The sequence below is a fragment of the Pantoea sp. YR525 genome (assembly GCF_900116775.1).
Classification (GTDB): Bacteria; Pseudomonadota; Gammaproteobacteria; order Enterobacterales; family Enterobacteriaceae; genus Pantoea; species Pantoea symbiotica.
Genome location: NZ_FPBU01000006.1, coordinates 56,621 through 81,485, shown reverse-complemented (window position 1 = coordinate 81,485; position 24,865 = coordinate 56,621). Strand labels below are relative to the sequence as shown.

At 54.7% G+C, this 24,865-nt stretch carries 24 protein-coding genes; 13 read left to right on the top strand and 11 right to left on the bottom strand.

The window, feature by feature from the left end:
- Positions 1-54 precede the first annotated feature (54 nt).
- The gene (locus tag BM323_RS13410; RefSeq protein ID WP_008102061.1) at positions 55-1,257 is read left to right on the top strand and encodes an FAD-dependent oxidoreductase; all 1,203 of its coding nucleotides are present in this window, start codon (positions 55-57) and stop codon (positions 1,255-1,257) included.
- 158 nt (positions 1,258-1,415) lie between these two features.
- Here the strand turns inward: BM323_RS13410 and yddG are convergent, their stop codons facing one another.
- On the bottom strand, positions 1,416-2,303 hold the full coding sequence (gene yddG / locus BM323_RS13405) for an aromatic amino acid DMT transporter YddG (RefSeq protein ID WP_091003781.1): 888 nt from the start codon (positions 2,301-2,303) through the stop codon (positions 1,416-1,418).
- A gap of 142 nt (positions 2,304-2,445) precedes the next feature.
- On the bottom strand, positions 2,446-3,297 hold the full coding sequence (locus tag BM323_RS13400) for a Vmh family MBL fold metallo-hydrolase (protein WP_008102058.1): 852 nt from the start codon (positions 3,295-3,297) through the stop codon (positions 2,446-2,448).
- A 121-nt stretch (positions 3,298-3,418) separates the two neighbouring features.
- On the opposite strand from BM323_RS13400, the gene BM323_RS13395 reads away from it, so the two are divergent.
- Entirely contained in the window at positions 3,419-4,297 is an 879-nt protein-coding gene (locus BM323_RS13395) for a LysR family transcriptional regulator (protein WP_008102056.1), read from the top strand.
- A gap of 121 nt (positions 4,298-4,418) precedes the next feature.
- Here BM323_RS13395 and BM323_RS13390 read toward each other — a convergent pair whose 3' ends face one another.
- Entirely contained in the window at positions 4,419-5,183 is a 765-nt protein-coding gene (locus BM323_RS13390; protein WP_008102054.1) for an AraC family transcriptional regulator, read from the bottom strand.
- A gap of 117 nt (positions 5,184-5,300) precedes the next feature.
- On the opposite strand from BM323_RS13390, the gene BM323_RS13385 reads away from it, so the two are divergent.
- A complete protein-coding gene (locus BM323_RS13385) occupies positions 5,301-6,089 on the top strand; it encodes a sulfite exporter TauE/SafE family protein (protein ID WP_091003778.1) in 789 nt (262 codons plus the stop codon).
- 168 nt (positions 6,090-6,257) lie between these two features.
- Positions 6,258-7,583, top strand: coding sequence for an HdeD family acid-resistance protein (locus BM323_RS13380; protein ID WP_238541728.1), 1,326 nt, complete (start codon positions 6,258-6,260; stop codon positions 7,581-7,583).
- Here BM323_RS13380 and BM323_RS13375 read toward each other — a convergent pair.
- From BM323_RS13375 to BM323_RS13365, 3 genes are all read right to left on the bottom strand, one after another.
- Positions 7,570-8,298, bottom strand: coding sequence for a molybdate ABC transporter substrate-binding protein (locus tag BM323_RS13375; protein ID WP_008106920.1), 729 nt, complete (start codon positions 8,296-8,298; stop codon positions 7,570-7,572). The genes BM323_RS13380 and BM323_RS13375 overlap by 14 nt on opposite strands.
- Positions 8,267-9,337: an ABC transporter substrate-binding protein gene (locus tag BM323_RS13370; protein WP_008106918.1), complete on the bottom strand. Its 1,071-nt coding sequence runs from the start codon at positions 9,335-9,337 to the stop codon at positions 8,267-8,269. Before BM323_RS13370 ends, BM323_RS13375 begins: the two co-directional genes overlap by 32 nt.
- Before the next feature lie 87 nt (positions 9,338-9,424).
- The gene (locus tag BM323_RS13365) at positions 9,425-10,075 is read right to left on the bottom strand and encodes a TetR/AcrR family transcriptional regulator (protein ID WP_157179248.1); all 651 of its coding nucleotides are present in this window, start codon (positions 10,073-10,075) and stop codon (positions 9,425-9,427) included.
- Positions 10,076-10,166: 91 nt separating this feature from the next.
- Here BM323_RS13365 and BM323_RS13360 point away from each other — a divergent pair, with 91 nt between their 5' ends.
- The 3 genes from BM323_RS13360 to BM323_RS13350 all read left to right on the top strand — a co-directional run bounded on the left by BM323_RS13360 (position 10,167) and on the right by BM323_RS13350 (position 11,328).
- A complete protein-coding gene (locus BM323_RS13360; protein WP_008106912.1) occupies positions 10,167-10,424 on the top strand; it encodes a YdgH/BhsA/McbA-like domain containing protein in 258 nt (85 codons plus the stop codon).
- Positions 10,425-10,500: 76 nt separating this feature from the next.
- The gene (locus tag BM323_RS13355) at positions 10,501-10,944 is read left to right on the top strand and encodes a DUF417 family protein (RefSeq protein ID WP_008106910.1); all 444 of its coding nucleotides are present in this window, start codon (positions 10,501-10,503) and stop codon (positions 10,942-10,944) included.
- Positions 10,945-10,992: 48 nt separating this feature from the next.
- A complete protein-coding gene (locus BM323_RS13350) occupies positions 10,993-11,328 on the top strand; it encodes a DMT family transporter (RefSeq protein WP_008106908.1) in 336 nt (111 codons plus the stop codon).
- Between the two features lie 38 nt (positions 11,329-11,366).
- Here BM323_RS13350 and BM323_RS13345 read toward each other — a convergent pair whose 3' ends face one another.
- The gene (locus BM323_RS13345) at positions 11,367-12,419 is read right to left on the bottom strand and encodes an SDR family oxidoreductase (RefSeq protein ID WP_008106906.1); all 1,053 of its coding nucleotides are present in this window, start codon (positions 12,417-12,419) and stop codon (positions 11,367-11,369) included.
- Positions 12,420-12,516: 97 nt separating this feature from the next.
- Here BM323_RS13345 and BM323_RS13340 point away from each other — a divergent pair, with 97 nt between their 5' ends.
- The 4 genes from BM323_RS13340 (at position 12,517) to BM323_RS13325 (ending at position 17,067) form a co-directional block, all read left to right on the top strand.
- Entirely contained in the window at positions 12,517-13,416 is a 900-nt protein-coding gene (locus tag BM323_RS13340; RefSeq protein ID WP_008106904.1) for a LysR family transcriptional regulator, read from the top strand.
- 199 nt (positions 13,417-13,615) lie between these two features.
- A complete protein-coding gene (locus BM323_RS13335) occupies positions 13,616-15,064 on the top strand; it encodes an amidase (RefSeq protein WP_008106902.1) in 1,449 nt (482 codons plus the stop codon).
- Positions 15,057-16,367 (top strand): purine-cytosine permease family protein, encoded by a 1,311-nt coding sequence (locus tag BM323_RS13330; RefSeq protein WP_008106900.1) that lies wholly within the window; start codon positions 15,057-15,059, stop codon positions 16,365-16,367. The genes BM323_RS13335 and BM323_RS13330 overlap by 8 nt, the downstream gene beginning before the upstream one ends.
- A complete protein-coding gene (locus BM323_RS13325) occupies positions 16,360-17,067 on the top strand; it encodes a biuret amidohydrolase (protein ID WP_008106898.1) in 708 nt (235 codons plus the stop codon). Before BM323_RS13330 ends, BM323_RS13325 begins: the two co-directional genes overlap by 8 nt.
- Here BM323_RS13325 and BM323_RS13320 read toward each other — a convergent pair.
- Positions 17,064-17,966, bottom strand: a complete 903-nt coding sequence (locus BM323_RS13320; RefSeq protein WP_008106896.1) for an alpha/beta hydrolase — start codon at positions 17,964-17,966, stop codon at positions 17,064-17,066. The two genes, BM323_RS13325 and BM323_RS13320, sit on opposite strands and share 4 nt — an antisense overlap.
- 286 nt (positions 17,967-18,252) lie before the next feature.
- Between BM323_RS13320 and vapB the strand changes: the two genes are divergently transcribed.
- The gene (vapB, locus tag BM323_RS13315; protein ID WP_008106894.1) at positions 18,253-18,483 is read left to right on the top strand and encodes a type II toxin-antitoxin system VapB family antitoxin; all 231 of its coding nucleotides are present in this window, start codon (positions 18,253-18,255) and stop codon (positions 18,481-18,483) included.
- Positions 18,484-18,719: 236 nt separating this feature from the next.
- Here the strand turns inward: vapB and betA are convergent, their stop codons facing one another.
- The 3 genes from betA to betI are packed head-to-tail and all read right to left on the bottom strand — an operon-like array spanning position 18,720 to position 22,507.
- Positions 18,720-20,399, bottom strand: coding sequence for a choline dehydrogenase (gene betA, locus BM323_RS13310; RefSeq protein WP_008106893.1), 1,680 nt, complete (start codon positions 20,397-20,399; stop codon positions 18,720-18,722).
- A gap of 28 nt (positions 20,400-20,427) precedes the next feature.
- Positions 20,428-21,900, bottom strand: a complete 1,473-nt coding sequence (gene betB / locus BM323_RS13305; RefSeq protein ID WP_008106891.1) for a betaine-aldehyde dehydrogenase — start codon at positions 21,898-21,900, stop codon at positions 20,428-20,430.
- Positions 21,901-21,913: 13 nt separating this feature from the next.
- Positions 21,914-22,507: a transcriptional regulator BetI gene (betI, locus tag BM323_RS13300; RefSeq protein WP_008106889.1), complete on the bottom strand. Its 594-nt coding sequence runs from the start codon at positions 22,505-22,507 to the stop codon at positions 21,914-21,916.
- A gap of 256 nt (positions 22,508-22,763) precedes the next feature.
- Here betI and BM323_RS13295 point away from each other — a divergent pair, with 256 nt between their 5' ends.
- Complete coding sequence (locus BM323_RS13295; RefSeq protein WP_008106887.1) at positions 22,764-24,794, top strand: choline transporter; 2,031 nt, start codon at positions 22,764-22,766, stop codon at positions 24,792-24,794.
- Positions 24,795-24,865 lie beyond the last annotated feature (71 nt).

Genomic DNA, 24,865 nt, shown 5'->3' with positions numbered 1-24,865 from the left:
CGCCAGGCTATGCTATAAATGATAACCATTATCATTTTTGGCGTGAGGCACAGGATGCAGTCAGCACAGGAAAATGCGTTAAGCGCGGATTGTTGTATCGTTGGCGGCGGTCCGGCGGGATTGATGTTGGGCTATTTACTGGCGCGCGCGGGTTTACGTGCCGTGGTAATCGAAAAACATCCCGACTTTCTGCGCGATTTTCGCGGCGACACCATTCATCCCTCAACGCTGGAGATCATGCGCCAGCTTGGCTTGCTGGATGAGCTGCTAACCTTGCCACATCAACGCGCGGAGAAGCTGCAAGCGGAAGTGGCTGGCGAAGAGATCACCATGGCAGATTTCTCACGTTTGCCGGTTCAGTGCCGCTTTATCGCCTTTATGCCGCAGTGGGATTTCCTCAACTTTCTCGCCAAAAAAGCCTCTAAATTTCCGGGATTTACTCTGCTGCAATCCACCGCATTTGATGACTTCGTTTATGAGGATGGCGCAATCAGTGGCGTGCAAACGTTACAGGGTAACGAGCGTCACATCATTCGCACTTCGTTAGTGATAGGCGCGGATGGCCGCAATTCGCAGGTCAAAGCCAAAGCCGGACTCACCGGAAAAAGCTTCGGTGCGCCACGCGATGTGTTGTGGTTCCGGCTGGAGAAACATCCCGATGATCCGCAGCTGGGCATGGGCCATAAAGGGCCGAAGCAGAACTTCATTGTCATTGATCGCGGTGATTATTGGCAGTGCGGCTACACCATTCAGAAAAACCAGTTCGACGAGTTAAAACTGGCGGGATTGGATGCACTGAAAAGCACCATGGCGCAGGTGGCACCGTTCAGTGCAGAGCGCATGGTGGAAGTCGATGAGTGGGACAAACTCAAGCTATTGTCGATTCGCATCGACCGCCTCGATCACTGGATGAAACCCGGCGTGCTCTGTATCGGCGATGCTGCGCATGCGATGTCGCCGATTGGTGGCGTTGGGGTTAACCTGGCGATTCAGGATGCGGTAGCAGCGGCCAATATGCTGACCAAACCGCTGCAGCAGGGCAAGGTTGCCTTGCACGATCTGCAAAAAGTGCAGCAGCGCCGCCAGTTTCCAACGGTCGCAACCCAGTTCCTGCAAATCAAGATGAGCAGCAACAAACGCAAACGTTCTACACCGAGCAAAGTGCCACAGATGATCAGCCGCTTTCCGTTCCTGCGCCATCTGTTTGGCCGCTTAATTGGCCTGGGATTCCGCACCGAAAAGCCGCGTTATTTATAACCGGCAAAAAAAAGCCCGCTAAGCGCGGGCCAGGTAAACGTTACCAATCTGAAATTCTCGTAGCAACGCATTGCTGTGTGTTGCGTCGCTATAGTAGCAACAGATCTCTATCTGTGCAGGAAATGATCAATGAGTAAATTTTGTGCTAAGGATTAGTATTACGCTTTCCGCACGCGCGTTGACCACCAGCACATTAGCGATCCGAGGCTAACCATCGCGGTGCCTTGCCAGAAGGCGACGGTCAGATGCGAGCGCAGAATAAAGGCGGCGAGAAGCGAGGAGATGATCGGAATGAAGTAAGACGCGGCGGCCAAAATGGTGACGTTACCATGTAGAATACCGACATTCCATGCGGCATAGCCAAAGCCCATCGCCATCGCCGCTAGCGCCAGACTGATGCAAACCCCAACGGATAATACAAACGGCGGCTGTGGCGAGAGCAAAAACTTCAGCCAAAGCGTCAGTGCGGTTAGGATAAAGAACAGCGTTATGCCATTGCTGCCATTAGCAATTTTTTTGGTTACCACACAATATACCGCCCAGATCACCGCGCCGCTTAATGCCAGGCCGTAACTCAACGGATTATCCATCACGTTATTGGCGATCTCGCTGAATGAAAAACCCTGATCGCCGCCCAAAACGCAACAAATGCCCGCAACCGCCAGCAACACGCCCGGAATAATCAGCGGATGCGTTTTTTGCCGATTCACTATCACCGCTAAAACGATGGTTAAACTTGGCCAGAGATAATTGACCATGCCGACTTCAATCGCCTGGCGTCCACTGTGGGTAAAGCCCAATGAGAGCGACAGGCAGAGTTCGTAACAGACGAACAGTACGCTGCCGATAATCAAATAGCGGCGCGGAAAAGAGCGCAGTTTTGGCAAGCCTACGGTGAAAATCAGCAAAACCGCGCTGGCGCTGTATATCAGTGCCGCACCGCCCACCGGTCCGAATCCTTCGCTGACAGTTTTAATCAGTCCTACAATCGCGCTCCACAGCAGAATGGCCAGCAAACCAATCAGCGTCGCCTTCTTTTGGGGCATAACCCGCAACCTTATTTCGCAAATTCGGGCCAAAATCCTATCAAATCAAACGCGCTTTGTATTTGCTGGATTATCTGCGGTCTTTCGAGAGGTCGCCATGAATGGCGACCCTACAAGAGAATGGTGCGGTTTTTTACATCCATTACCACTTCATCTCGCCGGTATTCACTTTGGCGCTCAGATCCAACGAACTCTCCTCCGGCAGATGCGGATAAGCGGCTTTCATGGTCTTGATCACCTGCGCCGAACCTTTATGCTGCTGTAACGCTTTCTCAAAGGTTTGCAGGTAGTTCAAGGTAAAGGTAATCGCCTCATCACCCGCCGGGCGCTCGCCAAGATAATGGCCCGGAATCACCTGTTTAGGCTGTAGTTTTTGCATCTCGCTCAGCACATTACGCCACTGCTGACGAACAGCAGGCGTTTGTGTATCGGCGGTCCAGACGTGAATGCCGGAAGCCACGCCGGTGCCGCCGAGAATCGCTTTGTTGGCCGGGATCCACACGTAAGCGGCGTAATCATTGACGTGACGCAGTTCCAGCATTTCACCATCGACTTTAAAGCTGGTGGCATGCGTAACCTGCGGAACATACAGCTGTTTTGGTGCGCCGTCCTTCATCTGCGGGCCCCAATACGCCAGTTTGGCGGCTTTGGTCGCTTCGATGTGTTTCACCACGTCCGACGTCGCCACAATCTTCACCTGCGGGAACGCTTTTACAATCGGTTCCAGACCAAAATAGAAGTCAGGATCGCCGGAGGTGATGACAATCTGCGTCAGCTTTTTACCGCTGGCTTTAATCATCTGCACCAGCTTTTCACCGTCTTTAGTGCTGAACTGCGCATCAAACAGTATCGCTTCATGCGGCCCGGAAACCAGCGTCGAAGAGACCGGGAAGATGCCGTTCTGCTGCGGGTTATACACCTCTAAATGGAGCGGCGCAGCGAAGGCAGGCAGGGCGGCGAAGGCCAATGCCAGAGTCAGCGTTTTCATTTTCATCGAATTTTCCTTTATCCGGCACCTCGCCGTATTTGTGGCTCTATTGTAGGGAAATCGCTGGCTGGTAGAATTCCCGAAACTGGATATGATCAGTTTCATAAAACGATCAGATGGAGCCAACATGGACAGAGTCACGGCGGCAACGGTGTTTAACCGCATTTGCGAACTGGGCAGCTTAAGTGCTGCGGCGCGTGCGTTGGATATTTCGCGGCCGATGGTCAGCCGCTATCTGGATGAAATGGAGAAGTGGGCCGGCGCGCGTTTACTGCACCGATCATCGCGCAAGCTAACCATCACGCCCGCTGGCGAGAAGATCCTCGAAAAATCGCGCGCGCTAGCCAGATTAGCCGAAGAGATTGCCGATCAGGGCGCGGATAGCGAGCCGCACGGCACGTTGCGCGTCGCCTGTGCGCACTCTACCGCCACGCATATTTTGGGCCCGATGATCCCGGCATTCCTGGCGCGTTTCCCGGCGGTGCGCATCGAGCTGGAGATCAATAATCAGCCGGTGAGTTTGATCGGTGAGCGCATTGATGTGGCAGTGCGCATCACTGACGATCCCGAACCTGGCGCCATCGCCCGACGTTTAGGCGATTGTGTTTCGGTGGTGTGCGCGTCACCGGGCTATCTGCAGGCGCATGGTTCGCCGCACACGCCAGCCGATCTCGCGCAGCATAACTGCCTGCATTACAGCCGTTTCGCTGGGCAGAGCTGGCAATTTTCAGATGCGCACGGCGAAACGATCTCTGCAGCGGTGCACGGCAATTTCAGCGCCGGCATCTCGTCGGTTCTATGTGATGCGGCGATTGCCGGTTGTGGAGTGGCGATGGTGCCGGAGATGGAAGCGCGTCACGCCATCGACAATGGACAGCTTCAAACCGTACTGCCGGCTTATCAGCCAAAAACGCTGGCGATCTATGGGCTTTACATGTCGCGTGAACGGCAACCGGCGGCGCTGCGGGCGTTTTTAGATGCGGTGCAGCAGCAGTTAAGCGCCTGAAAGTTCGACATGCATTTGGGCTTGAAGGAATGACCAAATAATCAGTGTGTTAGGCAAATAATTCTGGCTAAGAAAAGCCGGTTTTCAGCCTGAAATCGCCAAAGTTGTGGCGAAACTTTGTTCAATTGTGGCCGATATAAAATGATGGCACCTGGCCGGTGACGCGGCGAAACATGGTGGAGAAGGCGGAGCTGCTGTCATAGCCGAGCGAGAGCGCCACCTCGTTAACCGATTTGCCCGCCACCAGCCACGCCAACGCCGTCACCACGCAGGCGCGCTGTCGCCAGGCCGAGAAAGACAAGCCGGTTTGCTGTAAGAAATGGCGGCGGAAGGTACTGGGGCTCATACACATCGCGCTGGCCCAGCCATCGGCGGCATCATGAATGGTTGGCGCCAGTAAGAATTTCTGGCATTGCGCCAACAACACCGGATGCTGCGGCAGCGGAATATCGAATTCCCGTGTAGGCATCGCCGCAAGCTCCAATAGCAGCAACTGCACCAGCGATCGATCGCGATCGGATGCATATAACAGCGGTAAATCAACGGCTTCAATCAACAGCTGTCGCAGTAGCGGCGAGACGCTGATGACGCTACAGCGATCGCGCAATGCTGCCGCGCAAATCGGCTCGATATACAGGCTGCGCGTCGAGACGCCGACAAACTTCACGCTGTGCACAGTGTTCGGCGGAATCCACACCGCATGCTGCGGCGGCACCACCCATTCGCCCGCCTGCGTTGCGACGTGCATTAAACCCGTCGCGCCATACAGCAGCTGCGCGCGGCGATGGCGATGCTCTGGCAGCACAAATCCCTGCGCGTAGTCATTGCCCAGCGCCACCACGTCACGATCAATTTGGTCGTATTCATCAATGTGACTATTTCGCATCCCCGATATCCACCGCAAATTGACTGATTTGCAAGGGTAAATGAGCGCTGCGCAAATGGGAAGCGGGTGGCTTGCTGCGTAAGCTGCATCACTCTTTTCATGATGCAGAGAAAGGCGATGAACGAGCTGTTAATTATTGGGTTGGCGGGTTTTGCCACCGGCATCACCACGGTGCTGTTTGGCTTTGGCGGCGGTTTTGTGGTGGTGCCGTTTGTCTATCAATTGCTGTTGCAGCAGCCGCTACTGGCGGCGCAGGCGATGCATATCGCGGTGGCAACCTCGACCGCCGTGATGATTTTCAACGCCGGCTGGGCCAGCTATAAAAACTGGCGGGCGGGCAAATTGCATGATGTCCCTTTGTTGCCGCTAATCTGGTTTATCGCGCTCGGTGCGGTGATCGGATCCTGGCTGGCGGGCGTGATGAGCGACATTTGGGTGCGCAGGCTGTTTATGCTTTACATGGTGGTGACTATCGCTGATTGCCTGCTGCGGAAAGGCTTTTTTAGCCGCACTACACCGCGAATGTTGTCGCGGCTGACCTTCAGCGCAGGCGGCACAGTGATTGGTGTGATCGCCGCCATGCTCGGCGTTGGCGGCAGCGTAATGACCGTGCCGCTGCTGCGTCGTCATGGTTATGCCATGCGCGATTGCGTCAGCGCGGCTAATTCGCTGTCGCTGCCGGTCGCCATTCTTGGCGCGATAACTTACGCCATCAGCGGCTGGCAGCAGATTCCTGCCAGCGGTTATCTCGGCTTTATCAGCCTGAATATTTTACTGCTGCTAGTGGTCGCCGGTTTTATCGGGATGGTGTTTGCCCGCCGCTGTATTCCGGCGGTGCCCGATGTCTGGCATGCGCGTACCTATGTTCTGCTGTTGTGCCTGGTATTGTTGGCTATCACTGTGTAAACCGGTTAATCGTTAAGCCAATTTTAAGCTTCGCCACGTACAGTGCCCTCATTGTTACAACCATCAGTAAACGAAGTCAGAATTAGAGGGCGATCGCCGAACTCCTGCAGATTGCCCGCGTCTACAGAGCGTACTGAGCTTTGAGTTAAGCGCTGGAGTGTTCATTTGTTGCGATTACTGTTTCTGCTGATGGGTGGGCCGGCACTCAGATCCGGCTGGCCTTATCTCGCCGCGTTAGGTGTGATTTGTCTGGGGGCCAGTGCCGGGATCGTCATGGATCTGCTGCAACATGGAACGGTCTCCTTTCCCTTGCAGCTTTTAGGCATGTTTTTGGCGTTAGAGGGCGGAGCGGAAGCGCTAAATGCGTTTTATGCCCCCGCCGGTATCGCCTGGCCGTCTTTGATGAAATCGACGATATTGCTGATCTTTGGCGCGCTGGTGTTTCTCGCTCCCCACGACAGCGGCGTTTGCCTTTCACTGGCATTCGCTACGGTGTTTTTACTCGATGGCGGTTTCCGCGTCATCTCATGTTGCCTGATGCGCTGTCGGCGCTGGACGCGCAAATTAACGCTCGGCTGTAGCGAGTTGGTGTTCAGCGTGCTGATTGCCACCAACTGGCCGCTATCACCGCATGTGATTGTGCCGGTGTGTTTTGCGTTGTTGCTGTTGGGTTGGGGCATCAATCTGCTGGTGATGACGGCACAAATCCACGCCTTGCCCGCCAACACCAGCGTCACCGCATTGCCAATGTTTACGCGTGCCGGTCTGCGTGCGCCGCACGGATTAGGCTATGTGCATCCGCCGATGAGTCAGAATGCGGTGAGCACGCCACTTAACGTCTACATCTGGACGCCGGTGGGTTCCGGCGATGTGGCAGGTCGACGTCCGTGGTTTGATCGCTGGGTGGCGGCGATTGACCATCGCGGCGAAGTTTCTACCGGCCATACCTCGCTGGAGATGGGCGAAGAGATTTATATCAGCCTCTATCCTGCGGATGACGTTTCCCGCGATTTTCGTGGCTTCCTGAAAACGTTGCGGGCGAAAGAGGAGTTTGATGTAGAGGGTTGTTTCCTGCCTTCACTGGAGAAAGAGATTAAGGCGTGGTGTCGGCCTGACAAACGCCTGACGCTGCCACATTATAATCAGCAAGCGCTGCGTAATTTCTGGCTCAGCAACGCCAGCGACACGCGCTATAACCTGACCTCACGTAACTGTTCCACCAGCGTGATTCAGGCGCTGGATGTCGCCACCGAAGGTTTGCTCGGCGAGCGCGGTTTGCAGGGGTTATGGGTGCTGTTTAATCCTGACTTCTGGCTGTTAAGCCTGGTGCGCAGCCGCGCCGAAGGTATGACCTGGACGCCGGGATTGGTGATGGATTATTGCCTGCTGCTACGCCAGGTTTTGGCACCGGCACAGCGCTTGAGTCGCTATAAAAGGGCGGCGAGTTGGCTGCAGCAGCAGCTTGGAAATAAGCGTTCGGCTACCGATCCGTAAACGGTATAAAACCGTGCTGCTGCAGAATCGTCTGCGCCGCAGCGGATGAGATAAACGCCGCGAAAGGCTGCGCGGCAGCTGAGCAGCACGCCCAGCCATATTCGGCCTGAACATTGAAGGGCGCGGGGATGCTTATCACCTGTAGCTGCGGGCAGCGCCGCAAGCGCGGCGCATAGCTGGCGTAACCGATAAACATGTCAGCGTGTTGCTGCTCAATCAACCATTGTGCCGCCAGTTCACCAGCGGGCACCACCAAACTGTCTGGACCACCGACCAAAGCACGCGCTTTGGTTTTCAGCATCATTCCTAATCCGGGATGCCGTTGCTCAATGTTATCAAACAGTTGCCAGGTGTAATCACCCGAAGGATCGCTGAGCGGCGTTGAGGTCGCTAAGCGCAAATCATCCCGGCACAGCAGCGATAACCAATCATCATTTTGCGTGACAATGTCACGCTTTACCGTCAGGCACAGCGTATTAGCGGCAAACAATCCTACTTCTGATGCGCGTCCAGACTGCAAAAGCGCCTCAGGATGCTGCTTGTTGGCGGAAGCAAAAAAGTCGCAGGGTTCACCTGCTTCGATGCGCTGGCGCAGCAGGCCCGCCGGAGCGAAATCGGTGGTGACTTTGAGGCCGGAAAGCGCGCTAAATGCCGCCACCAAATCCGGCCACACGGCGCGTAAACTACCGGCGGCCAGAATCTTCAGCGTGGTCATGATAATGCGTCCGGTAGAAGCGCTGATACCAGCGGTCGGCTAGTTGTTGCATATCGATGTCGCGGAATTTTTCCGGATAGAGCTTTTTCGCCATCCACAGTTCACCGAGGCCAATCGCTTCTGGCATCGGATAGCCCCAGGCTTTGGCGTATTCCGGCATTAGCCACACCCGATGATTTTTCACCGCGTCAATGGTTTGCCAGCGCGCATCCTGCTGGATCTCCGGCACCACGTTGGGATAGCGATCCTGCACGAAAATCACCTGCGGATTCCACGCCACAACCTGTTCCATGCTGACCTGTTTGAAGCCCTGCACGGTCGCGGCCGCCACATTGAAAGCGCCCGCATGCGCCATCATCAAGCCAGTGTATTTACCCGATCCGTAAGTGGTGAGATCGGGATTCGCCATATAGGCACGTACGCGCTGTTGTTCGGGCAGATTCTTCAAACGATCGCTGACGATTTTGCGTCCCGCAAAGGCGGCATCAATCAATTCCTGCGCCTGTTTTGGCTTGTTAACCACATTTCCAATCAGCGTGATGCCTTCCTTAATGCCAAGATCGTAAGCCTGATCTTCATTCTGCATGCTGGGATTGATTTTGCCTTGCTGACCGGCGTCATCGTGACGCAGTGAAATCGCCAGCACCGGAATGCCCAAGGCAGAAATCTGGTCGATCATCTCTTTCGGCGCATAGTTGGTGACAAACACCACCTGCGGATGCAGCGCCACCAGCTTTTCCAAATCGACATGCGTCAAATCGCCCAGCATCGCTTTTTGCGTTAGTTCCGGCACCAATTGCGCATAACCCTCACCTAATTGCTGCTTCCAGTTCGCCAAAATCCCGACGATTTTATCGGTGGCGTTGAGCTGCACCAGCAGGTTCAGGGTTTGATGTTGCAGTACCACTACGCGATCAATCTTGTCCGGAATTGTCACCTGACGGCCAATTTGATCGGTCACGACGCGGCTGGCATAGCTGTGCAACGAGGCGAAAGTGAGTAATCCCGCGAGAATAATCCGCTTAAAAGAGATGTGCATAAAGGCTCCTGAATTCGATATGCACCGGAGTATATAGCGATTAACCAGGCGGAGATATGGCTGTTTTTAACATCACAATACGCGGTGTTACTCGCACATCACTGCGTCGATCATCTTATCGATCATACTGTTAATCACCTTCTGGTCTGGATTATCCAGCGCCATCAGGGCTAAACCGCTTTCGAAAGTCAGAATAAATTCAGCGGTTTCTCCAGGAGATAATTTGCCTGAAAGGATGTTGTTCTGCTGTGCACGCTGCGCTTCCTCGATGATCCACGCTTTAAATGCATGACGTTCGTTGAATAACTCAGCGCCTAACGATGAGGCTTCAGGGCGAAATGAGAGTGCGGAAAACACCAACAAACAGCCTGGCGGTTTGCCTTCGCAGGAAAAAAGGTTAAAAGCGGAAAACAGGAACTGCTTAATCTTATTGTTAAAACTCAATCCCTCTGAGGAAAGAATCTTCTCCAGATCCTCCAGCCACGTCGTTTTGTAGTGTTCAAGCGCAGCGATAAACATCCCTTCTTTATTACCAAAGGCCTGGTACAAGGTGGCGGGTTTGGTACCCGTTGCCTGGGTAAGATCGTTGAGTGACGTGGCTTCATAACCTTTGTTCGCAAAGATCGAGAACATGATCGCCGCCAGCTCTTCTTTGGGTAACAGACGCGGTCTGCCTGATTTTTTGATGACATTCATTGACATAACTCCCTCTCGACCTGAACTTTCTGATAAAGCCATCACATATTTTAGTGTTCACTAATAAAACGTGGTGCGTTTGCTCTTAAGCTGCGTTATATATTTTAGCGAACACTAACAAAAGGAAGGTATTATGAAAAGCGCAATCATCGCAGTTTTGGTTTTGATCCCATTTTTCTCCAACGCAGCTCAGGAACTCACGCGTAACAGCAGTGAAAATGTGGTGCGTACCGGGAGTATCAGTGTGCAGGGCGGTACGCACAGTGAACTGGTGACAAAACTGGCGGCGAAAGCCGAGATGAAGGGCAGTGATTTTTATCGCGTGACCTATATCAACACGCGTAATCAGGGTTATGCCACCGCCACCTTATATGACAGCGTTGAGATGTAATCGACATCATGAACCATGTCTTTATGCCAGCTCATTTCTTATTGAGCTGGCTGCATGAATCACTGGAGAGTTTATTATGACAACAGCTAAACAAGTCTGTACTTCACGAGTGGTCCATTTCCTCGCGAGCAAAGAACCGATGGTGTTGAGATTATCGGTGATTATTATTTTCCTGGTTTTTGGTATGGCAAAGTGGTTTGAATTTGAAGTTCAGGCGCTGGAGCCCATATTTACCAAAACATGGCTGAGTATTTTTCCCTACTTCCTTGGCCTGCACGGCAGCAGCTATTTTCTTGGTGTGGTTGAACTCACTACGGTTATTCTGCTTATTGCGGGTTTTAAACGTCCGGATTTAGGCATGATAGGCGCTGGATTGTTGATTCTTACCGGATTAGTCACACTAAGTCTGTTACCGCAGTTGGGCGGACTCGATTCGTTTATTTTCAAAGATATTATGGTGGTGGCGATTGGTCTGACGTTACTAAAGCGCGATCTAATCCGTTGGAAAAACAACCTCTAACAGCTACTCTATAATGCGTGTTTACTCTCGGGTATTTAAGAGGGCTTTATGAATAATGTTTACGTGATACTGGCGATATCCATCGTCGCTGAGACGATTGCCACAACCATGATGAAGGCTTCGCAAGGATTCTCACGCCTTATTCCCAGCGTGGTTGTGGTAATCGGTTATGCCATTTCATTTTATGGATTATCTCAAGTGGTTAAACAGATGAATGTCGGCATTGCTTATTCTATCTGGGCCGGAATGGGCATATTTTTGGTGTCGGTCATGTCTTATTTTTTCTACAACCAGAAACTGGATTTTGCTGCAATGGCGGGCTTAATGTTAATCGGGCTGGGCATTGTAGTGATTCAGGTTTTCTCTAAAACTATTTTGCATTAATCGATTAATAACAGGGAAGCGCAGGCTTCCCTGTTGGCTTAAGGGATAATGCTTGCTGCGCGTAACTGCGCAAATAGCGTAAAGAACATCTCATCCGTTGCCTGATATCCGCTAAAACCCGCGCGCCGTAATTTGCTGCCGTCACCAAACATGTCGTAATCCCAGCCAAAGACAAAATCGGCAAATTGCCCATCATTCAGTTGCAAGATATCCGGCTCGATCAGCTGATATTGTTCAGCGATGTTTTGCCATTGGTCGCGGTAATCCTGGAAAAGCTGATGAAACGACAGATTTACCGCCGGCGCGCATTCCAGTTCAAACCAGCGGGCAATCGCCGGCCATAACTCGCTCCAGCGCCACAAATCGCCGTTGTTAACGTTGAATACCTGATTGTGGGCGCCAGGCGCATTGGCCGCCCACAGCGTGGCCTGCGCCAGCAATCCGCCATCGGTATGATCGACCATGCTGTGCCAGGCGAGTGAAGAACCGGGAAAACGCAGCGGCAAACCCTGAGATTTACACAGCGACGCATAGATCGCGATGCTCAGCGCCAGGTTCATAGCATTACCGGGCACCGCGCTGCCGACCACGCCGGGTCGCAGGGCATGCCAGTGCCAGCTTTTTCCGCGTTGAAAGTCACTGAGCCAGCGCCGCTGCTCCGCATTGAATTCGGCTCCCGCCACGCCGGGATCGCTTTCTCGCGCGGGCGTTTTAAACGGCCCCAAATGCGCGCCATACACTTTGTATCCCTGCATCAAACTGACGCTGCGCAGCGGCGCGACCTTATCGATGTTAACCACCAGATTGCGCAGCATCGTCACGTTAGGCTCGACCATCTCGCGCCAGCTGGCGGCATTCAGCCACGCGCTGTAGAAGATATGCGTGACCTGATTGAGCGGGGCCAGCGCCTGCGCGCTCTGTTGCGCATCCAGCAGATCAACGTGGATGAAAGGGATATCGTGCGTTGAGATTGCGGGCTGGCGCGTCAGGCCGATCACCTGCCAATCCTGCTGACGCAGTGCGGTGACCAGCTGACTGCCCACAATCCCAGTTGCGCCCGCCACCAATGCGACGTTATGTGTTTGCGACATGATGATTCTCCTGATAACAAGACAGGCACAGTGTTATCTATTATTTTTATTGCTGATATCCCACAATTCAGATGTCACTTATCAGAAAAATCATTAAATGAATAACAAACTTAACGCCATTAACACCTTCATTCGCGTGGCGCAAGCCGGATCGTTTTCGGCGGCGGCGCGCCTGTGCGGCATGAAACAATCCGCTGTAAGCCAGCAAATCGCCGCGCTGGAGGAGGAACTCGGCATCGTGTTGCTGCACCGCACCACGCGCGCCATGAAATTAACCGAGCAGGGCGAGCGTTATTTGCAGCAGATGCAGCCGCTGCTTGCCGCCATGCAGGAGGTGGAGAGCCAGTTGCGTCCGGCGCAGCAAGCGTTGCATGGCAGCGTGCATATCCAGCTACCCAGCGGATTAGGCCAGCGCTTTCTGCCGCATTTGCTGGCGCTGCAAACAGCAAATCCCGAACTGCATCTGACCATCGCGCTCGACGATCGTGTGGCTGAACTGGTGAGTGAAGGCGTGGATATCGCGTTGCGCCTGAGTGAAAGGCCGCCTGAGATGTTTCCGGCGCGATTACTGGCGCGTATTGAAACACCGCTGTTCGCTGCACCTGAACGGGTACGTGCGACGCCGATTACCACGCTGGCAGAGTTGGCGGCGCATCCGCATGTCCGCTTCAGCGGCATCGATAAAGAGGCGCCGCTGCGCCTGATATCCCATCAGGAAAGCGTGGCGCTGGCGGTAAATACCGTGTTTCGTGCCAACAGCAGCGAAGGATTGTTGCAGGCGCTGCAGGCGAATATTGGTGTCGGCGGCATGCAATTACCGCTGGTGCACGAAGCGTTGCAATCAGGAACGCTGGTGCGCATCTTGCCGCAATATCGCCTGCCAGATCGTTTTCTCTACGCGGTGTTTCCTGACGCGCGCTTTATCTCGCTGCGCGTCAGACGCGTGGTTGAAGTGATCGAACAGGTTCTGGTGGATTTAATCCCTGCGGCTGATTAAGCCGCTCTCCATTGTGGCGCACTGCTGCGCCATTTTCGTGCTTCTGGTCTCAACGCCTGCATTGTAAAGAAACATAAGTATTCGATCTTGTATCCAAGAGCGTATCCCATCTGGCCTGGCGGACAGTAATCTCATTTTTGGCGTTTTTTGGCACGCAAACTGCAACGTTTCCGATAAGTCATAAATCGGGAGTATTCGCATGTTTGATGCACTGTTGGATGAAGATGCCACCACGCTGGCGGCGTTAATTCGCAGCGGCGACGTTTCGGCGCAGGAAGTGACGCAAGCCGCAATCGATCGCATGGAGCAGCGCGAGCCGCAGATTCAGGCGTTTTGTACCGCCACGCCACAACTGGCATTGCAACAGGCGGCCGCCGTTGATGCGAAACGCGCGCGCGGCGAAACGCTGGGTGCGCTGGCAGGTGTACCGCTGGCGGTAAAAGACCTGATTTGCACCGCAGGCGTGAAAACCACTTCGGGATCGCATGCCTACGCCGATTTCATCCCGGATGAGGATGACATCACGGTTGAACGCCTGCTGGCCGCTGATGCGGTGCTGCTGGGGAAAACCACCGCGCCGGAATTTGGTTACAGCGGCGTCGGGCATAATCCGCTGTTTCCATCACCGCGCAATCCGTGGGATCTCAGCAAAACGCCGGGCGGATCCAGCGCCGGTTCCGGTGCGGCACTGGCAGCGCGCCTGTGTCCGATTGCCTTAGGCAGCGACGGCGGCGGTTCGGTGCGTATTCCTGCTGCGCACTGCGGCGTGTTTGGCCTGAAAGCGTCGATGGGGCGCGTACCTTTGTGGCCGGGCTGTCGCGATGAGCGTTATCCCGGCGTTTCCAGTTGGGAATCACTGGAGCATATTGGCCCGATGACGCGTTCAGTGCGCGACAGCGCATTGATGATGTCGGTGATGGCGGGGCCGGATATGCGCGATCGCCACTCGATTCCCTGCAATGACGTGGATTGGCTGGCCGCGCTGAATAAGCCGCTGAGCGGTCTGCGCATCGCCTTCAGCGCGGATTTCGGTTACATCGCTGTCGATCCTGAAGTGCGTGACGTTGTCACTCAGGCCGCGCGCCGTTTTGCCCGTGAACTTGGCGCCGAGCTGGATGAGGTCGATCCCGGCATCGCCGATGAAGGCGCCACTTTTGCCGCGCTGGTGGCCTTTGAGAGCGATCTTTCCGGCATGCGTCACATGCAGGCTGAACTCGGTTCACGTATGTCACCGCATCTCAGCGCCATGCTGCAACGCGACTGGCGCGCTGAAACCTTTACCGACGCCAATACCACGCGCAAAAAGCTGTGCAACCAGATGTGGCGCTTTATGCAGCATTACGATCTGCTGCTGTCGCCGACGCTGGCGGTGCCGCCGTTCCCGCTCAACATGCAGGGACCCGAGATCATCGATGGCCACATGGTGCGTAGCGATCACTGGCTCTCATTCTGCTTCCCATTCAATTTTACCGGCCAACCGGCGGCGTCTGTTCCCGCGGGATTTACGGCCAGTGGATTGCCGATTGGCATGCAAATCGTGGGTCGTCATCTGGACGATGGCCTGGTGCTGGCGGCGTCTGCCGCATTCGAGCGCATTCAACCCTGGAATCACATCACACCTGTTTCAATCGGAGTTGCCCATGACTAACAAAAATTCACCGGCGTTAGAGCAGGAGTTCGAGCACGAACCGGTTCCGCTCAGCCATCGTCACTCGACCGGTTCGGTTTCGGCAGTGTGGTTTGGTTTCCCGATGATCCTCACCAATGCGCTGTTTGGCGGCATCATTACCTGGCATCTCGGCTTCTGGCCGGCGCTGATCGCCATCCTGCTGGGCAATCTGGTGCTGTTTGCCTATGTCGGCGCGCTCAGCTGGTTCGCCGGTAATACCGGCATGAACTTCGCGCTGCAGGCGAAACGCATCTTTGGTACCAAAGGCTACATTTTGGTTTCGGGCTTCCTTTCTACTGTGGTGATCGGCTGGTACGCATTCCAGACCGGCTTAACTGGTACGGTGATCAATCAAACCTTTGGCTGGAACGCGCTGGCGGTGACGGCGTTTGCCATGGTGCTGTATACCGCGATCACTTTCCTCGGCGTGCGCGCTTTATCTGTGCTCGGCATGATCGCAGCACCGCTATTCGTGGTATTGGGATTGGTGGCGCTGTGGCTGATTGGGAAGGATCACGATTTCAGCACCATCACGCAGTTTACCGGCAGCAGTAGTGCGGTGGGCGCGATGAGCATGGGCACCGCCGTGACAATGGTGGTGGCCGGATTCGCCGATTCCGGCACCATGACGGCAGATTTCACCCGCTGGTCGAAAGACGGTAAATCGGCGGTGATTGCCGCGTTCTCCGCGTTCCCGGTGGCGAACGTTATCTCTTATCTGTTTGGCGTGGTGATTGTGGCGGTGGGCGCGGCGGTTGATCCGGCGAGCAACGGTGGCAACTTCCTGCCGATGCTGATGGGTCACGGCATGCTGCTCTCGGTGATTGCCTTCCTGTTTGTGTTTATCAATCTCGGTTCGGTGTGTACGCACTGCCTGTATAACGGCGCGGTCGGTTTCAGCCATCTGTTTAGCAGCAAAATGCGTTTGTGGACGGTGATCCTCGGTGTGATCGGCGGTGCGCTGGCGCTGGCTGGCGTGTGGTCCTATTTCCTCGAATGGCTGAGCTTGCTCGGCATCGTGGTGCCACCGTTTGGCGCGGTGATGATTGTCGATTTGATCTTCATGGCCAAAATCAGCGAGCAGCGCAAATTGCGCCGCATGCGTGGCAGCGCCTTTGCCGCCTGGGCGATCGGCAGCTTGTGTGCGGTGATTGCGCATATCGCCTTCCCGCAGTTTGGTGAAGCGGTGATTGGCTTAGTCACTGCGGCTGCCAGCTATACGCTGATTGTGAAACTGAAACGTGAAAGTACGGTAAATGTGATGGAGGAAAAAAATGCCTGATTACGCCATTGATTCAACCCCTTACTCGTGGCCGTATGACGGCCGCTGCAGCCCGCAGGATACCGCGCTGATCGTCATCGATATGCAAACTGATTTCTGCGGCAAGGGCGGTTACGTTGATAGCATGGGCTACGACATTGCTTTAACGCGCGCGCCGATTAAGCCGCTGCAGCAGGTGCTGGCAACGATGCGCGAATTGGGCTTCCCGATCATCCATACACGCGAAGGGCATCGGCCGGATTTAAGTGATTTGCCTGCGAATAAGCGCTGGCGATCAAAGCGCATGCAGGCAGAAATCGGCGCGCCCGGTCCGTGCGGGCGCATTCTGGTGCGCGGTGAACCGGGCTGGGAGATTATCCCGGAACTGGCGCCGCTGCCGGGTGAAGTCATCATCGATAAACCGGGCAAAGGTTCCTTTTATGCCACCGATCTCGAACTGATCCTGCGCAGCCGTGGCATTCGCAATCTGATCATCAGCGGCATCACCACCGATGTCTGCGTTCATACCACACTGCGCGAAGCCAACGATCGCGGCTTCGAGTGTTTAGTGTTGTCAGATTGCTGTGCGGCGACCGAGCTGAAACACCACGAAGCGGCGCTCAGCATGATCCATATGCAAGGCGGGATTTTTGGTGCGGTAGCCAGTTCGCAGACCTTGCTGGCGGGGTTGGCTAGCAAGCAAACAGCTGAAGTCGGTTAACTCTTTAGCCACCTTTCATAGTGTTCCGGCCACGCCATTGTGGGCGTGCCGGGCCTGCCCATACCAAATCCATGTCCGCCACTGCTGTAGCGATGCATCTCCACGGGCACGTGCTGGCGCTTACAGGCGTCAGCCATAATCAGCGTGTTATGCGGATCGGAAATCGGATCATCCTCTGCCTGCACCAGAAAGAAGGGCGGCGATTGCGGATTAACAAACTCCTGCACCGACCATGCGGCATCTTCACTGGCGGGCGCATTTTTACCTACCAGAATTTTGTGGGTTGAGGTGTGCGTGTAAGGCGGCTCTAACGTGATGATGGGATAGATCAGCGCAGCGCGATCGGCCGTGGCGGGAAGGTTATCCAGTGCATCGGTGGCCATATACGAGCGGAAATCCGCGCGCGTGATCGCCATTCCAAGCAGATGCCCACCGGCGGAAAATCCCAGCACGCTGACATGCTGTTCACGCTGCCGCACCACGCGCAGTGCGCGCTGTGCATCCTGCAGTGAAACCATCGCGCCATCTTTCCAGCCTTCATGCGGCAAACGATAGCTCAGTACGTAAGCGGTATATCCGCGCGCCGTCAACCAGGCTGCGGCGGGCCAGGCTTCTTTGCCCATTTCAATGCGCGTATAACCGCCACCGGCGGCGATTAATACCGCGTGGCCATTGGGCGAGGGCGGCGTCATTACTGTGAGCGTGGGCTGCACGATATTACGCTGTGCGCCTTTGGCTGAAATCACCAGATCGCCTGCAGGACCGCCGCCGCCCGGCGGTAAATCAGGCCACAGCGGCAGGACTTGGGTGGTTACGCGCGCTGGAGCAGCAAAGTTTAGCCCGCTGCGCACGGCCAGCGCGGAAAGTGTCAGATACGATAAAAAGTGGCGGCGGTTCATGGCGAATCCTCATGAAATCGGAGGCTTATTGAAGCAGATAAATCCGCAGAGAAGATGAAGAGGGCGTTGCTTTGTATTACCAAATGCGACGGGGCAAGAATTAAGGTTTGTAGTTACAACATGCTTTAATTACTAACTTTAATTCCTTTGTTTGGCAACAGTGCGGTTATCGTTCTAACAATGAAAATGGGATTACCTGGAATCTATATCAAAAAATCATTACTAATAGATAGTTACATTCAAATCATGCGCGTATAAAAGGTTGAAATTTTAAGAGGACAAAATTATGCGTGTTGTCTCAATATTTAAATATGGCAATGAACGCGCTATCTGTCTGCCGCATGACATGGATTTGGATGGTATCAACGAACTCGAAATCACTCGTGAAGGGGATACATTATTGCTGCGTCCGGTAAAGCTGAGCTGGAAGACCTTTGTGCATGAGGGAAAGGAAGAATTAGATTTCATGAGCGAGAGAGAAGATGTATTTGATGAGAGACGATTTGAACTGTGGTGACAATCGAAATTTTAGGGTCAATTAGACGCGGTCAAACATGTAACCTGAGGAGTTAAACCCATTACCGTAGCTGCGCAATTTATTAATACCTAATGAATAAGCTGCATCTGTATGCAGGTGCGCATGAATGCGCACCCTACGAAACCCTCGCTAAACATTTGTAGGGTCGCCATTAATGGCGACCGTTTTATGCTTAACAGATAGGCACCGTGACCAACGTCGCCCTTAAATTAATCTCACCCACGCATCGGTTCAGCGCGCACCGGTTTATCACCGGCAACAAAGTAATCCGCTTCGCTGCGCGGCAGCGGCTGGCGGCCACGAATGTTATCTGCGATTTTTTCGCCGATCATGATGGTAGTGGCATTGAGGTTACCGGTGATGATCAGCGGCATGATTGAGGCATCCACCACGCGCAGTGCTTCGACGCCATGCACGCGGCCTTCGCCATCAACTACCGACATCTCGTCAGTACCCATTTTACAGGTGCCGCACGGGTGATAAGCCGTTTCGCCATGATTGCGCACAAACTCATCCAACTGCTCATCGGTCTGGCAATCCAAGCCTGGGCTGATCTCTTTGCCGCGATATTTATCCAGCGCCGGCTGGTTGATGATCTGGCGCGTGATACGAATCGCATCGCGGAATTCCTGCCAATCCTGTTCGTGTGACATGTAGTTGAACAGAATCGCCGGATGGCGGCGCGGATCGCGTGATTTCAGACGCACATGGCCGCGGCTCGGTGAGCGCATCGAACCAACGTGACACTGGAAACCGTGCGCTTCCACCGCATTCGAGCCATTGTAGTTAATCGCTACCGGCAGGAAATGATACTGAATATTAGGCCAGCTGAACTCTTCACGGCTGCGGATAAAGCCGCCGCCTTCAAAGTGGTTGCTGGCGCCGACGCCGGTGCCGTTAAACAGCCACTCGGCACCGATTTTCGGCTGGTTCCACCACTTCAATGCCGGATAGAGCGAAACCGGCTCTTTGCACTCATATTGCAGGTACATTTCGAGGTGATCCTGCAAGTTCTCGCCCACGCCCGGCAAATCATGCACCAGCGGGATATCGAACTGTTTTAGCAGTTCAGCGGCACCGACACCGGAGCGCTGCAGAATCTGCGGCGAGGCGATGGCACCGGCGCACAGCAGCACTTCGCGACGCGCATGCGCCTGATGCGAGGTATTGCTGGAACCCAGCAGATACTGCACGCCGACCGCGCGTTTACCTTCAAACAGGATGCGGTCAGTGGTTGCATGAGTGACGATTTTCAGGTTCGGGCGCGTTTTCGCGGTATCGAGATAACCGCGCGCGGTGCTGGAGCGGCGACCTTTCGGCGTCACAAAGCGATCCATTGGCCCGAAGCCTTCCTGCTGATAACCGTTGAGATCGTCAGTGCGCGGATAACCCGCCTGCACGCCGGCTTCAATCATCGCGGCGAACAGCGGATTGTTACCTGGTTTACAGGTGGTGATGCTCACCGGACCTTCGCCGCCGTGATAATCGTTGGCACCGATATCGCGCGTTTCAGATTTACGATAGTAGGGCAGGCAGTTCAGGTAGCTCCAGTTTTCCAGACCAGGTTCATTGGCCCAGTTATCGAGATCCATCGCGTTACCACGGATGTAGCACATGCCGTTGATCAGCGACGATCCGCCCAAACCTTTACCGCGTCCGCACTCCATGCGGCGATTGTTCATGTACGGCTCAGGTTCGGTTTCGTACGCCCAGTTGTAGCGTTTTCCCTGCAGCGGGAAAGCCAGCGCCGCAGGCATCTGCGTGCGGAAGTCGAAGCGGTAATCTGGGCCGCCCGCTTCTAAAAGCAGCACATTGACGCTGCTATCTTCGGTCAGTCTTGTTGCCAAAACGTTCCCTGCGGATCCGGCTCCGATAATGATGTAATCAAATTCCATTAGTCGTTCCTCAGGTTAAAAGCCAAAATTAAAATACGGACTGAAAACGGGTCATTTCGAGCTGCACAGATTTCACCTGCGTGTAGTTTTGCAGCGTCATCAGGCCATTTTCGCGGCCGACACCCGAATGTTTGTAACCGCCGACAGGCATCGCAGCGTCAGATTCGCCCCAGGTATTGATCCAGCAGATACCCGCTTCAATCTGGTGAATCACGCGGTGCGCGCGGTTGAGATCCTGGGTTACTACACCGGCAGCCAGGCCAAATTCGGTGGCGTTGGCGCGGCGAACCACTTCTTCTTCGCTTTCGTAGCTCAAAATCGACATCACCGGCCCGAAGATCTCTTCGCGCACAATGGTCATCTCATCGCGGCAGTCGGTGAACACGGTTGGTTCTACCCATGCGCCGTTATCGAAAGCTGCGCCGCTCAGGCGTTTACCGCCACACAGTAGACGCGCACCTTCGCTGATGCCGGATTCAATGAAGCGCATCACGTTGTCGCGATGTGCGAAGCTCACCAGCGGACCGAAGTTGGTATCAGGATGGTTGAGATCGCCCGCCTTGATGCGCGCCACGCGCTCGGCGATTTTCGCTTCAAACGCCGCTTGCAACGTAGCCGGGATAAACACGCGCGTGCCGTTGGTGCAAACCTGACCCGAGCTGTAGAAATTCGCCATCATGGCGATATCAGCGGCGAGGTCGAGATCGGCGTCATCGAAGATAATCAGCGGTGATTTGCCGCCCAACTCCATGGTGACGTCTTTCAACGTGGAACCGGCCGCATTCGCCATCACTTTCTTACCGCTGGCGACGCCGCCGGTGAAGGAGACTTTATCGATGCCCGGATGATCGGTGAGCAGTTGGCCAGTAACCGCGCCGCGACCGTTCAGCACGTTGAACACGCCATTAGGTACGCCTGCTTCGGTGTAGATTTCTGCCAGTTTCAGCGCGGTGAGCGGCGTGACTTCGCTCGGTTTGAAGATCATCGCGTTACCGGCGGCCAGCGCAGGTGCGGATTTCCACAAAGCGATCTGAATCGGATAGTTCCACGCGCCGATACCGGCCACCACGCCCAGCGGTTCGCGGCGGGTATACACGAAAGAGGTGTCGCGTAGCGGGATTTGCTGGCCTTCCAACGAAGGAATCAAGCCCGCGTAGTACTCCAGCACGTCGGCACCGGTCACGATATCTACGTATTGGGTTTCGCTCAGTGGTTTACCGGTGTCGAGGGTTTCCAGCGCGGCCAGTTCGTCATTGCGCTCACGCAGAATATCGACCGCGCGACGCAGGATGCGCGAACGTTCCATGGCGGTCATCGCCGCCCAGACTTTCTGGCCTTTTTTCGCTGCGGCCACTGCGCGATCAACGTCTGTGCGATCGGCTTCATGCACGTCGGCCAGCACTTCGCCGTTTGCCGGATTGATGGTCTGGAATGTGTTGCCCGCCGCAGCGGGAACTAATGCGCCATCAATATAAAGGTGTTGCTCGGTGAATCGGGACATGATTTCTCCTTCCTCAGTGATTCTGGTCAGCCAATTGCTGACGAATGAATTGGGTGGTGAGCTGTCTGGCGATAGCCAAATCGAACGGTTTGCCACTGAGCGCCGCGCGCAGCCACAGGCCATCAATCAGCGAGGCGAGGCCATGTGCCGCCAGGCGCGCCTTTTCGCGCGGAATAACGCGACGAAATTCGGCTGCCAGCGTGGAAAACAGACGACGGCTGCTTACGCGCTCTAAGCGGCCCAACTGTGGCTGATGCATGCTGCTGGCCCAGAAATCCAGCCAGGCTTTCATCGCGGCGCTGTGCACCTGCGAATCATCAAAGTTGCCTTCCACAATCGCCAGCAGGCGCGCTTCGGTGCTGGCGTCGGCCAGCGGTTTTAACCTTGCTGCTACCGCATCACGCAGCTGACGGGTTACGTCACGCATCGTGGCTTCCAGCAGACCGTTCTTGTCTTTGAAGTAGTGGCTGATGATGCCTGTCGATACGCCAGCACGTCGCGCAATCTGCGCAATGGTGGCGTCGTTGATCCCGACTTCGTTAATGGTGCTCAGGGTCGCATCAATCAGTTGCCGACGACGTATCGGCTGCATTCCCACCTTTGGCATAACACTCCAGCTCCACCTCAATGTAAGGACACTATTAAAACTTTTTTTGATTGCACGTTCAATATAAAAAAGAAATTTGTTAGGATGCTGTGCTTGGATTGTTACAAAAACGAAGCGGTGAGTTGAAGGGATCTCAGCAGGTGCGTACTCACGCGCACCCCACGAAAACCGCACTTTCCCTCGTAGGGTCGCCATTAATGGCGACCTGATTGAGCTTTTTTGGCACGTACTACAGGAAATTAACCAGAGGTAATCGATGATTAATCCACCTGCCAGTGAAAAAGACAGAATCAATCCTGTGGTGTTTTACACCTCAGCTGGACTGATTCTGACATTTTCACTTGTCACGATTTTTTACAGCGAACTCGCTGCCAGCTGGCTTCTGACCGCCGTCAATTGGGTCACGTCCACGTTTGGCTGGTACTACATGCTCGCTGCCACGCTGTACATCGTGTTCGTCATCTATATGGCATGTTCGCGCTACGGCGCGATCAAACTCGGGCCGGAGCAATCTAAACCCGAGTTCAGTTTACTGAGCTGGTCGGCGATGCTGTTTGCCGCCGGTATCGGTATTGACCTGATGTTCTTCTCGGTTGCCGAACCGGTAACGCAATATATGCAGCCTCCAGAAGGTGCAGGGCAGACCATGGAAGCCGCGCGTCAGGCGATGGTGTGGACGCTGTTCCACTACGGCGTCACCGGCTGGTCGATGTACGCATTGATGGGCATCGCGCTCGGCTACTTCAGCTATCGCTACAACCTGCCGCTCACCATCCGCTCCGCGCTCTATCCGATTTTCGGCAAACGCATTAATGGCCCGATTGGTCACACGGTGGATATTGCTGCGGTGATCGGCACCATCTTTGGTATCGCCACCACCTTAGGGATTGGTGTGGTGCAACTAAACTACGGCCTCAACGTGCTGTTCGATGTGCCGGAAGGTTTCACGGCGCAGGCGGCGCTGATTGTGCTGTCGGTGATCATCGCCACCATTTCAGTGACCTCCGGCGTGGACAAAGGCATCCGTATTCTCTCTGAGTTAAATGTCGCGCTGGCGCTGGGCTTGATTCTGTTCGTGCTGTTTATGGGCAAAACCGATTTCCTGCTCAACGCGCTGGTGCTGAACGTCGGTGACTACGTCAATCGCTTTATGGGTATGACGCTGAACACCTTTGCCTTCGATCAGCCACGCGAGTGGATGAATAGCTGGACGCTGTTTTTCTGGGCGTGGTGGGTTGCCTGGTCGCCATTCGTCGGCTTGTTCCTTGCACGTATTTCGCGTGGTCGCACCATTCGTGAGTTCGTGTTGGGTACGCTGATTATCCCGTTCACCTTTACGCTGCTGTGGTTGTCGGTATTTGGTAACGCGGCGCTGTATGAAATCATCCACGGCGACGCGGGCTTTGCCCAGGAAGTGATGGCGCATGCTGAACGCGGCTTCTACAGCCTGCTAGCGCAGTATCCGGCATTTAAATTCAGCGCTTCGGTGGCCACCATCACCGGCATGCTGTTCTACGTGACCTCAGCGGATTCCGGTTCGCTGGTACTGGGTAACTTCACCTCGAAGCTGAAAGACATCAACAGCGATGCACCGAACTGGCTGCGTATCTTCTGGTCGATTGCGATTGGTGTGCTGACGATGGGTATGCTGATGACCAACGGTATTTCTGCGCTGCAGAATGCCACGGTGATCATGGGCTTACCGTTTAGCTTTGTGATCTTCTTTGTGATGGCCGGACTTTATAAATCGCTGAAGGTGGAAGATCATCGCCGTGCCAGCGCCAGCCGCGACACTGCGCCGTACATTCCGGCCAGTAACGATCGCCTGAGCTGGAAAAAACGCCTGTCACGCCTGATGAACTATCCTGGCACGCGCTACACGCAGAAGATGATGGAAGAAGTGCTGTTCCCGGCAATGCAGGATGTGGCGAAGGAGCTGGAGCTGCGCGGCGGACGTATCTCGCTGGAGCGTGCGGAGCCAGAAGAGGGGCAGCCGCTGGGCCACCTTGATCTGCGCGTGTTGCTGGGCGAAGAGCAGGATTTCGTGTATCAAATCTGGCCGCAGCAGTATTCGGTCCCGGGCTTTACCTATCGTGCACGCAGTGGTAAATCGACTTATTACCGTCTGGAAACCTTCCTGCTGGAAGGCAGCCAGGGCAACGATTTGATGGACTACAACAAAGAGCAGGTGATTATCGATATTCTCGATCAGTACGAACGTCACCTGAACTTTATCCATCTACATCGTGAAGCGCCGGGCAGCAATATGACGTTCCCTGACGTGTGATTTATCCAGGTCGCAATAAATGGCGACCCTACAAAACCCTGCACGGTTGATCGCCATTTATAACGACCAAC

What these genes read in the sequence shown, in the direction of transcription:
- BM323_RS13325 (WP_008106898.1), top strand. Translation starts at nt 16,360, where the DNA reads ATGCCTGATTACGCCATTGATTCAACCCCTTACTCGTGGCCGTATGAC.
- vapB (WP_008106894.1), top strand. Translation starts at nt 18,253, where the DNA reads ATGCGTGTTGTCTCAATATTTAAATATGGCAATGAACGCGCTATCTGT.
- BM323_RS13410 (WP_008102061.1), top strand. Translation starts at nt 55, where the DNA reads ATGCAGTCAGCACAGGAAAATGCGTTAAGCGCGGATTGTTGTATCGTT.
- BM323_RS13375 (WP_008106920.1), bottom strand. Translation starts at nt 8,298, where the DNA reads ATGACCACGCTGAAGATTCTGGCCGCCGGTAGTTTACGCGCCGTGTGG.
- BM323_RS13370 (WP_008106918.1), bottom strand. Translation starts at nt 9,337, where the DNA reads ATGCACATCTCTTTTAAGCGGATTATTCTCGCGGGATTACTCACTTTC.
- BM323_RS13395 (WP_008102056.1), top strand. Translation starts at nt 3,419, where the DNA reads ATGGACAGAGTCACGGCGGCAACGGTGTTTAACCGCATTTGCGAACTG.
- BM323_RS13330 (WP_008106900.1), top strand. Translation starts at nt 15,057, where the DNA reads ATGACTAACAAAAATTCACCGGCGTTAGAGCAGGAGTTCGAGCACGAA.
- BM323_RS13390 (WP_008102054.1), bottom strand. Translation starts at nt 5,183, where the DNA reads ATGCGAAATAGTCACATTGATGAATACGACCAAATTGATCGTGACGTG.
- betA (WP_008106893.1), bottom strand. Translation starts at nt 20,399, where the DNA reads ATGGAATTTGATTACATCATTATCGGAGCCGGATCCGCAGGGAACGTT.
- BM323_RS13360 (WP_008106912.1), top strand. Translation starts at nt 10,167, where the DNA reads ATGAAAAGCGCAATCATCGCAGTTTTGGTTTTGATCCCATTTTTCTCC.
- yddG (WP_091003781.1), bottom strand. Translation starts at nt 2,303, where the DNA reads ATGCCCCAAAAGAAGGCGACGCTGATTGGTTTGCTGGCCATTCTGCTG.
- BM323_RS13365 (WP_157179248.1), bottom strand. Translation starts at nt 10,075, where the DNA reads ATGGCTTTATCAGAAAGTTCAGGTCGAGAGGGAGTTATGTCAATGAAT.
- betB (WP_008106891.1), bottom strand. Translation starts at nt 21,900, where the DNA reads ATGTCCCGATTCACCGAGCAACACCTTTATATTGATGGCGCATTAGTT.
- betI (WP_008106889.1), bottom strand. Translation starts at nt 22,507, where the DNA reads ATGCCAAAGGTGGGAATGCAGCCGATACGTCGTCGGCAACTGATTGAT.
- BM323_RS13340 (WP_008106904.1), top strand. Translation starts at nt 12,517, where the DNA reads ATGAATAACAAACTTAACGCCATTAACACCTTCATTCGCGTGGCGCAA.
- BM323_RS13385 (WP_091003778.1), top strand. Translation starts at nt 5,301, where the DNA reads ATGAACGAGCTGTTAATTATTGGGTTGGCGGGTTTTGCCACCGGCATC.
- BM323_RS13345 (WP_008106906.1), bottom strand. Translation starts at nt 12,419, where the DNA reads ATGTCGCAAACACATAACGTCGCATTGGTGGCGGGCGCAACTGGGATT.
- BM323_RS13320 (WP_008106896.1), bottom strand. Translation starts at nt 17,966, where the DNA reads ATGAACCGCCGCCACTTTTTATCGTATCTGACACTTTCCGCGCTGGCC.
- BM323_RS13400 (WP_008102058.1), bottom strand. Translation starts at nt 3,297, where the DNA reads ATGAAAATGAAAACGCTGACTCTGGCATTGGCCTTCGCCGCCCTGCCT.
- BM323_RS13355 (WP_008106910.1), top strand. Translation starts at nt 10,501, where the DNA reads ATGACAACAGCTAAACAAGTCTGTACTTCACGAGTGGTCCATTTCCTC.
- BM323_RS13295 (WP_008106887.1), top strand. Translation starts at nt 22,764, where the DNA reads ATGATTAATCCACCTGCCAGTGAAAAAGACAGAATCAATCCTGTGGTG.
- BM323_RS13350 (WP_008106908.1), top strand. Translation starts at nt 10,993, where the DNA reads ATGAATAATGTTTACGTGATACTGGCGATATCCATCGTCGCTGAGACG.
- BM323_RS13335 (WP_008106902.1), top strand. Translation starts at nt 13,616, where the DNA reads ATGTTTGATGCACTGTTGGATGAAGATGCCACCACGCTGGCGGCGTTA.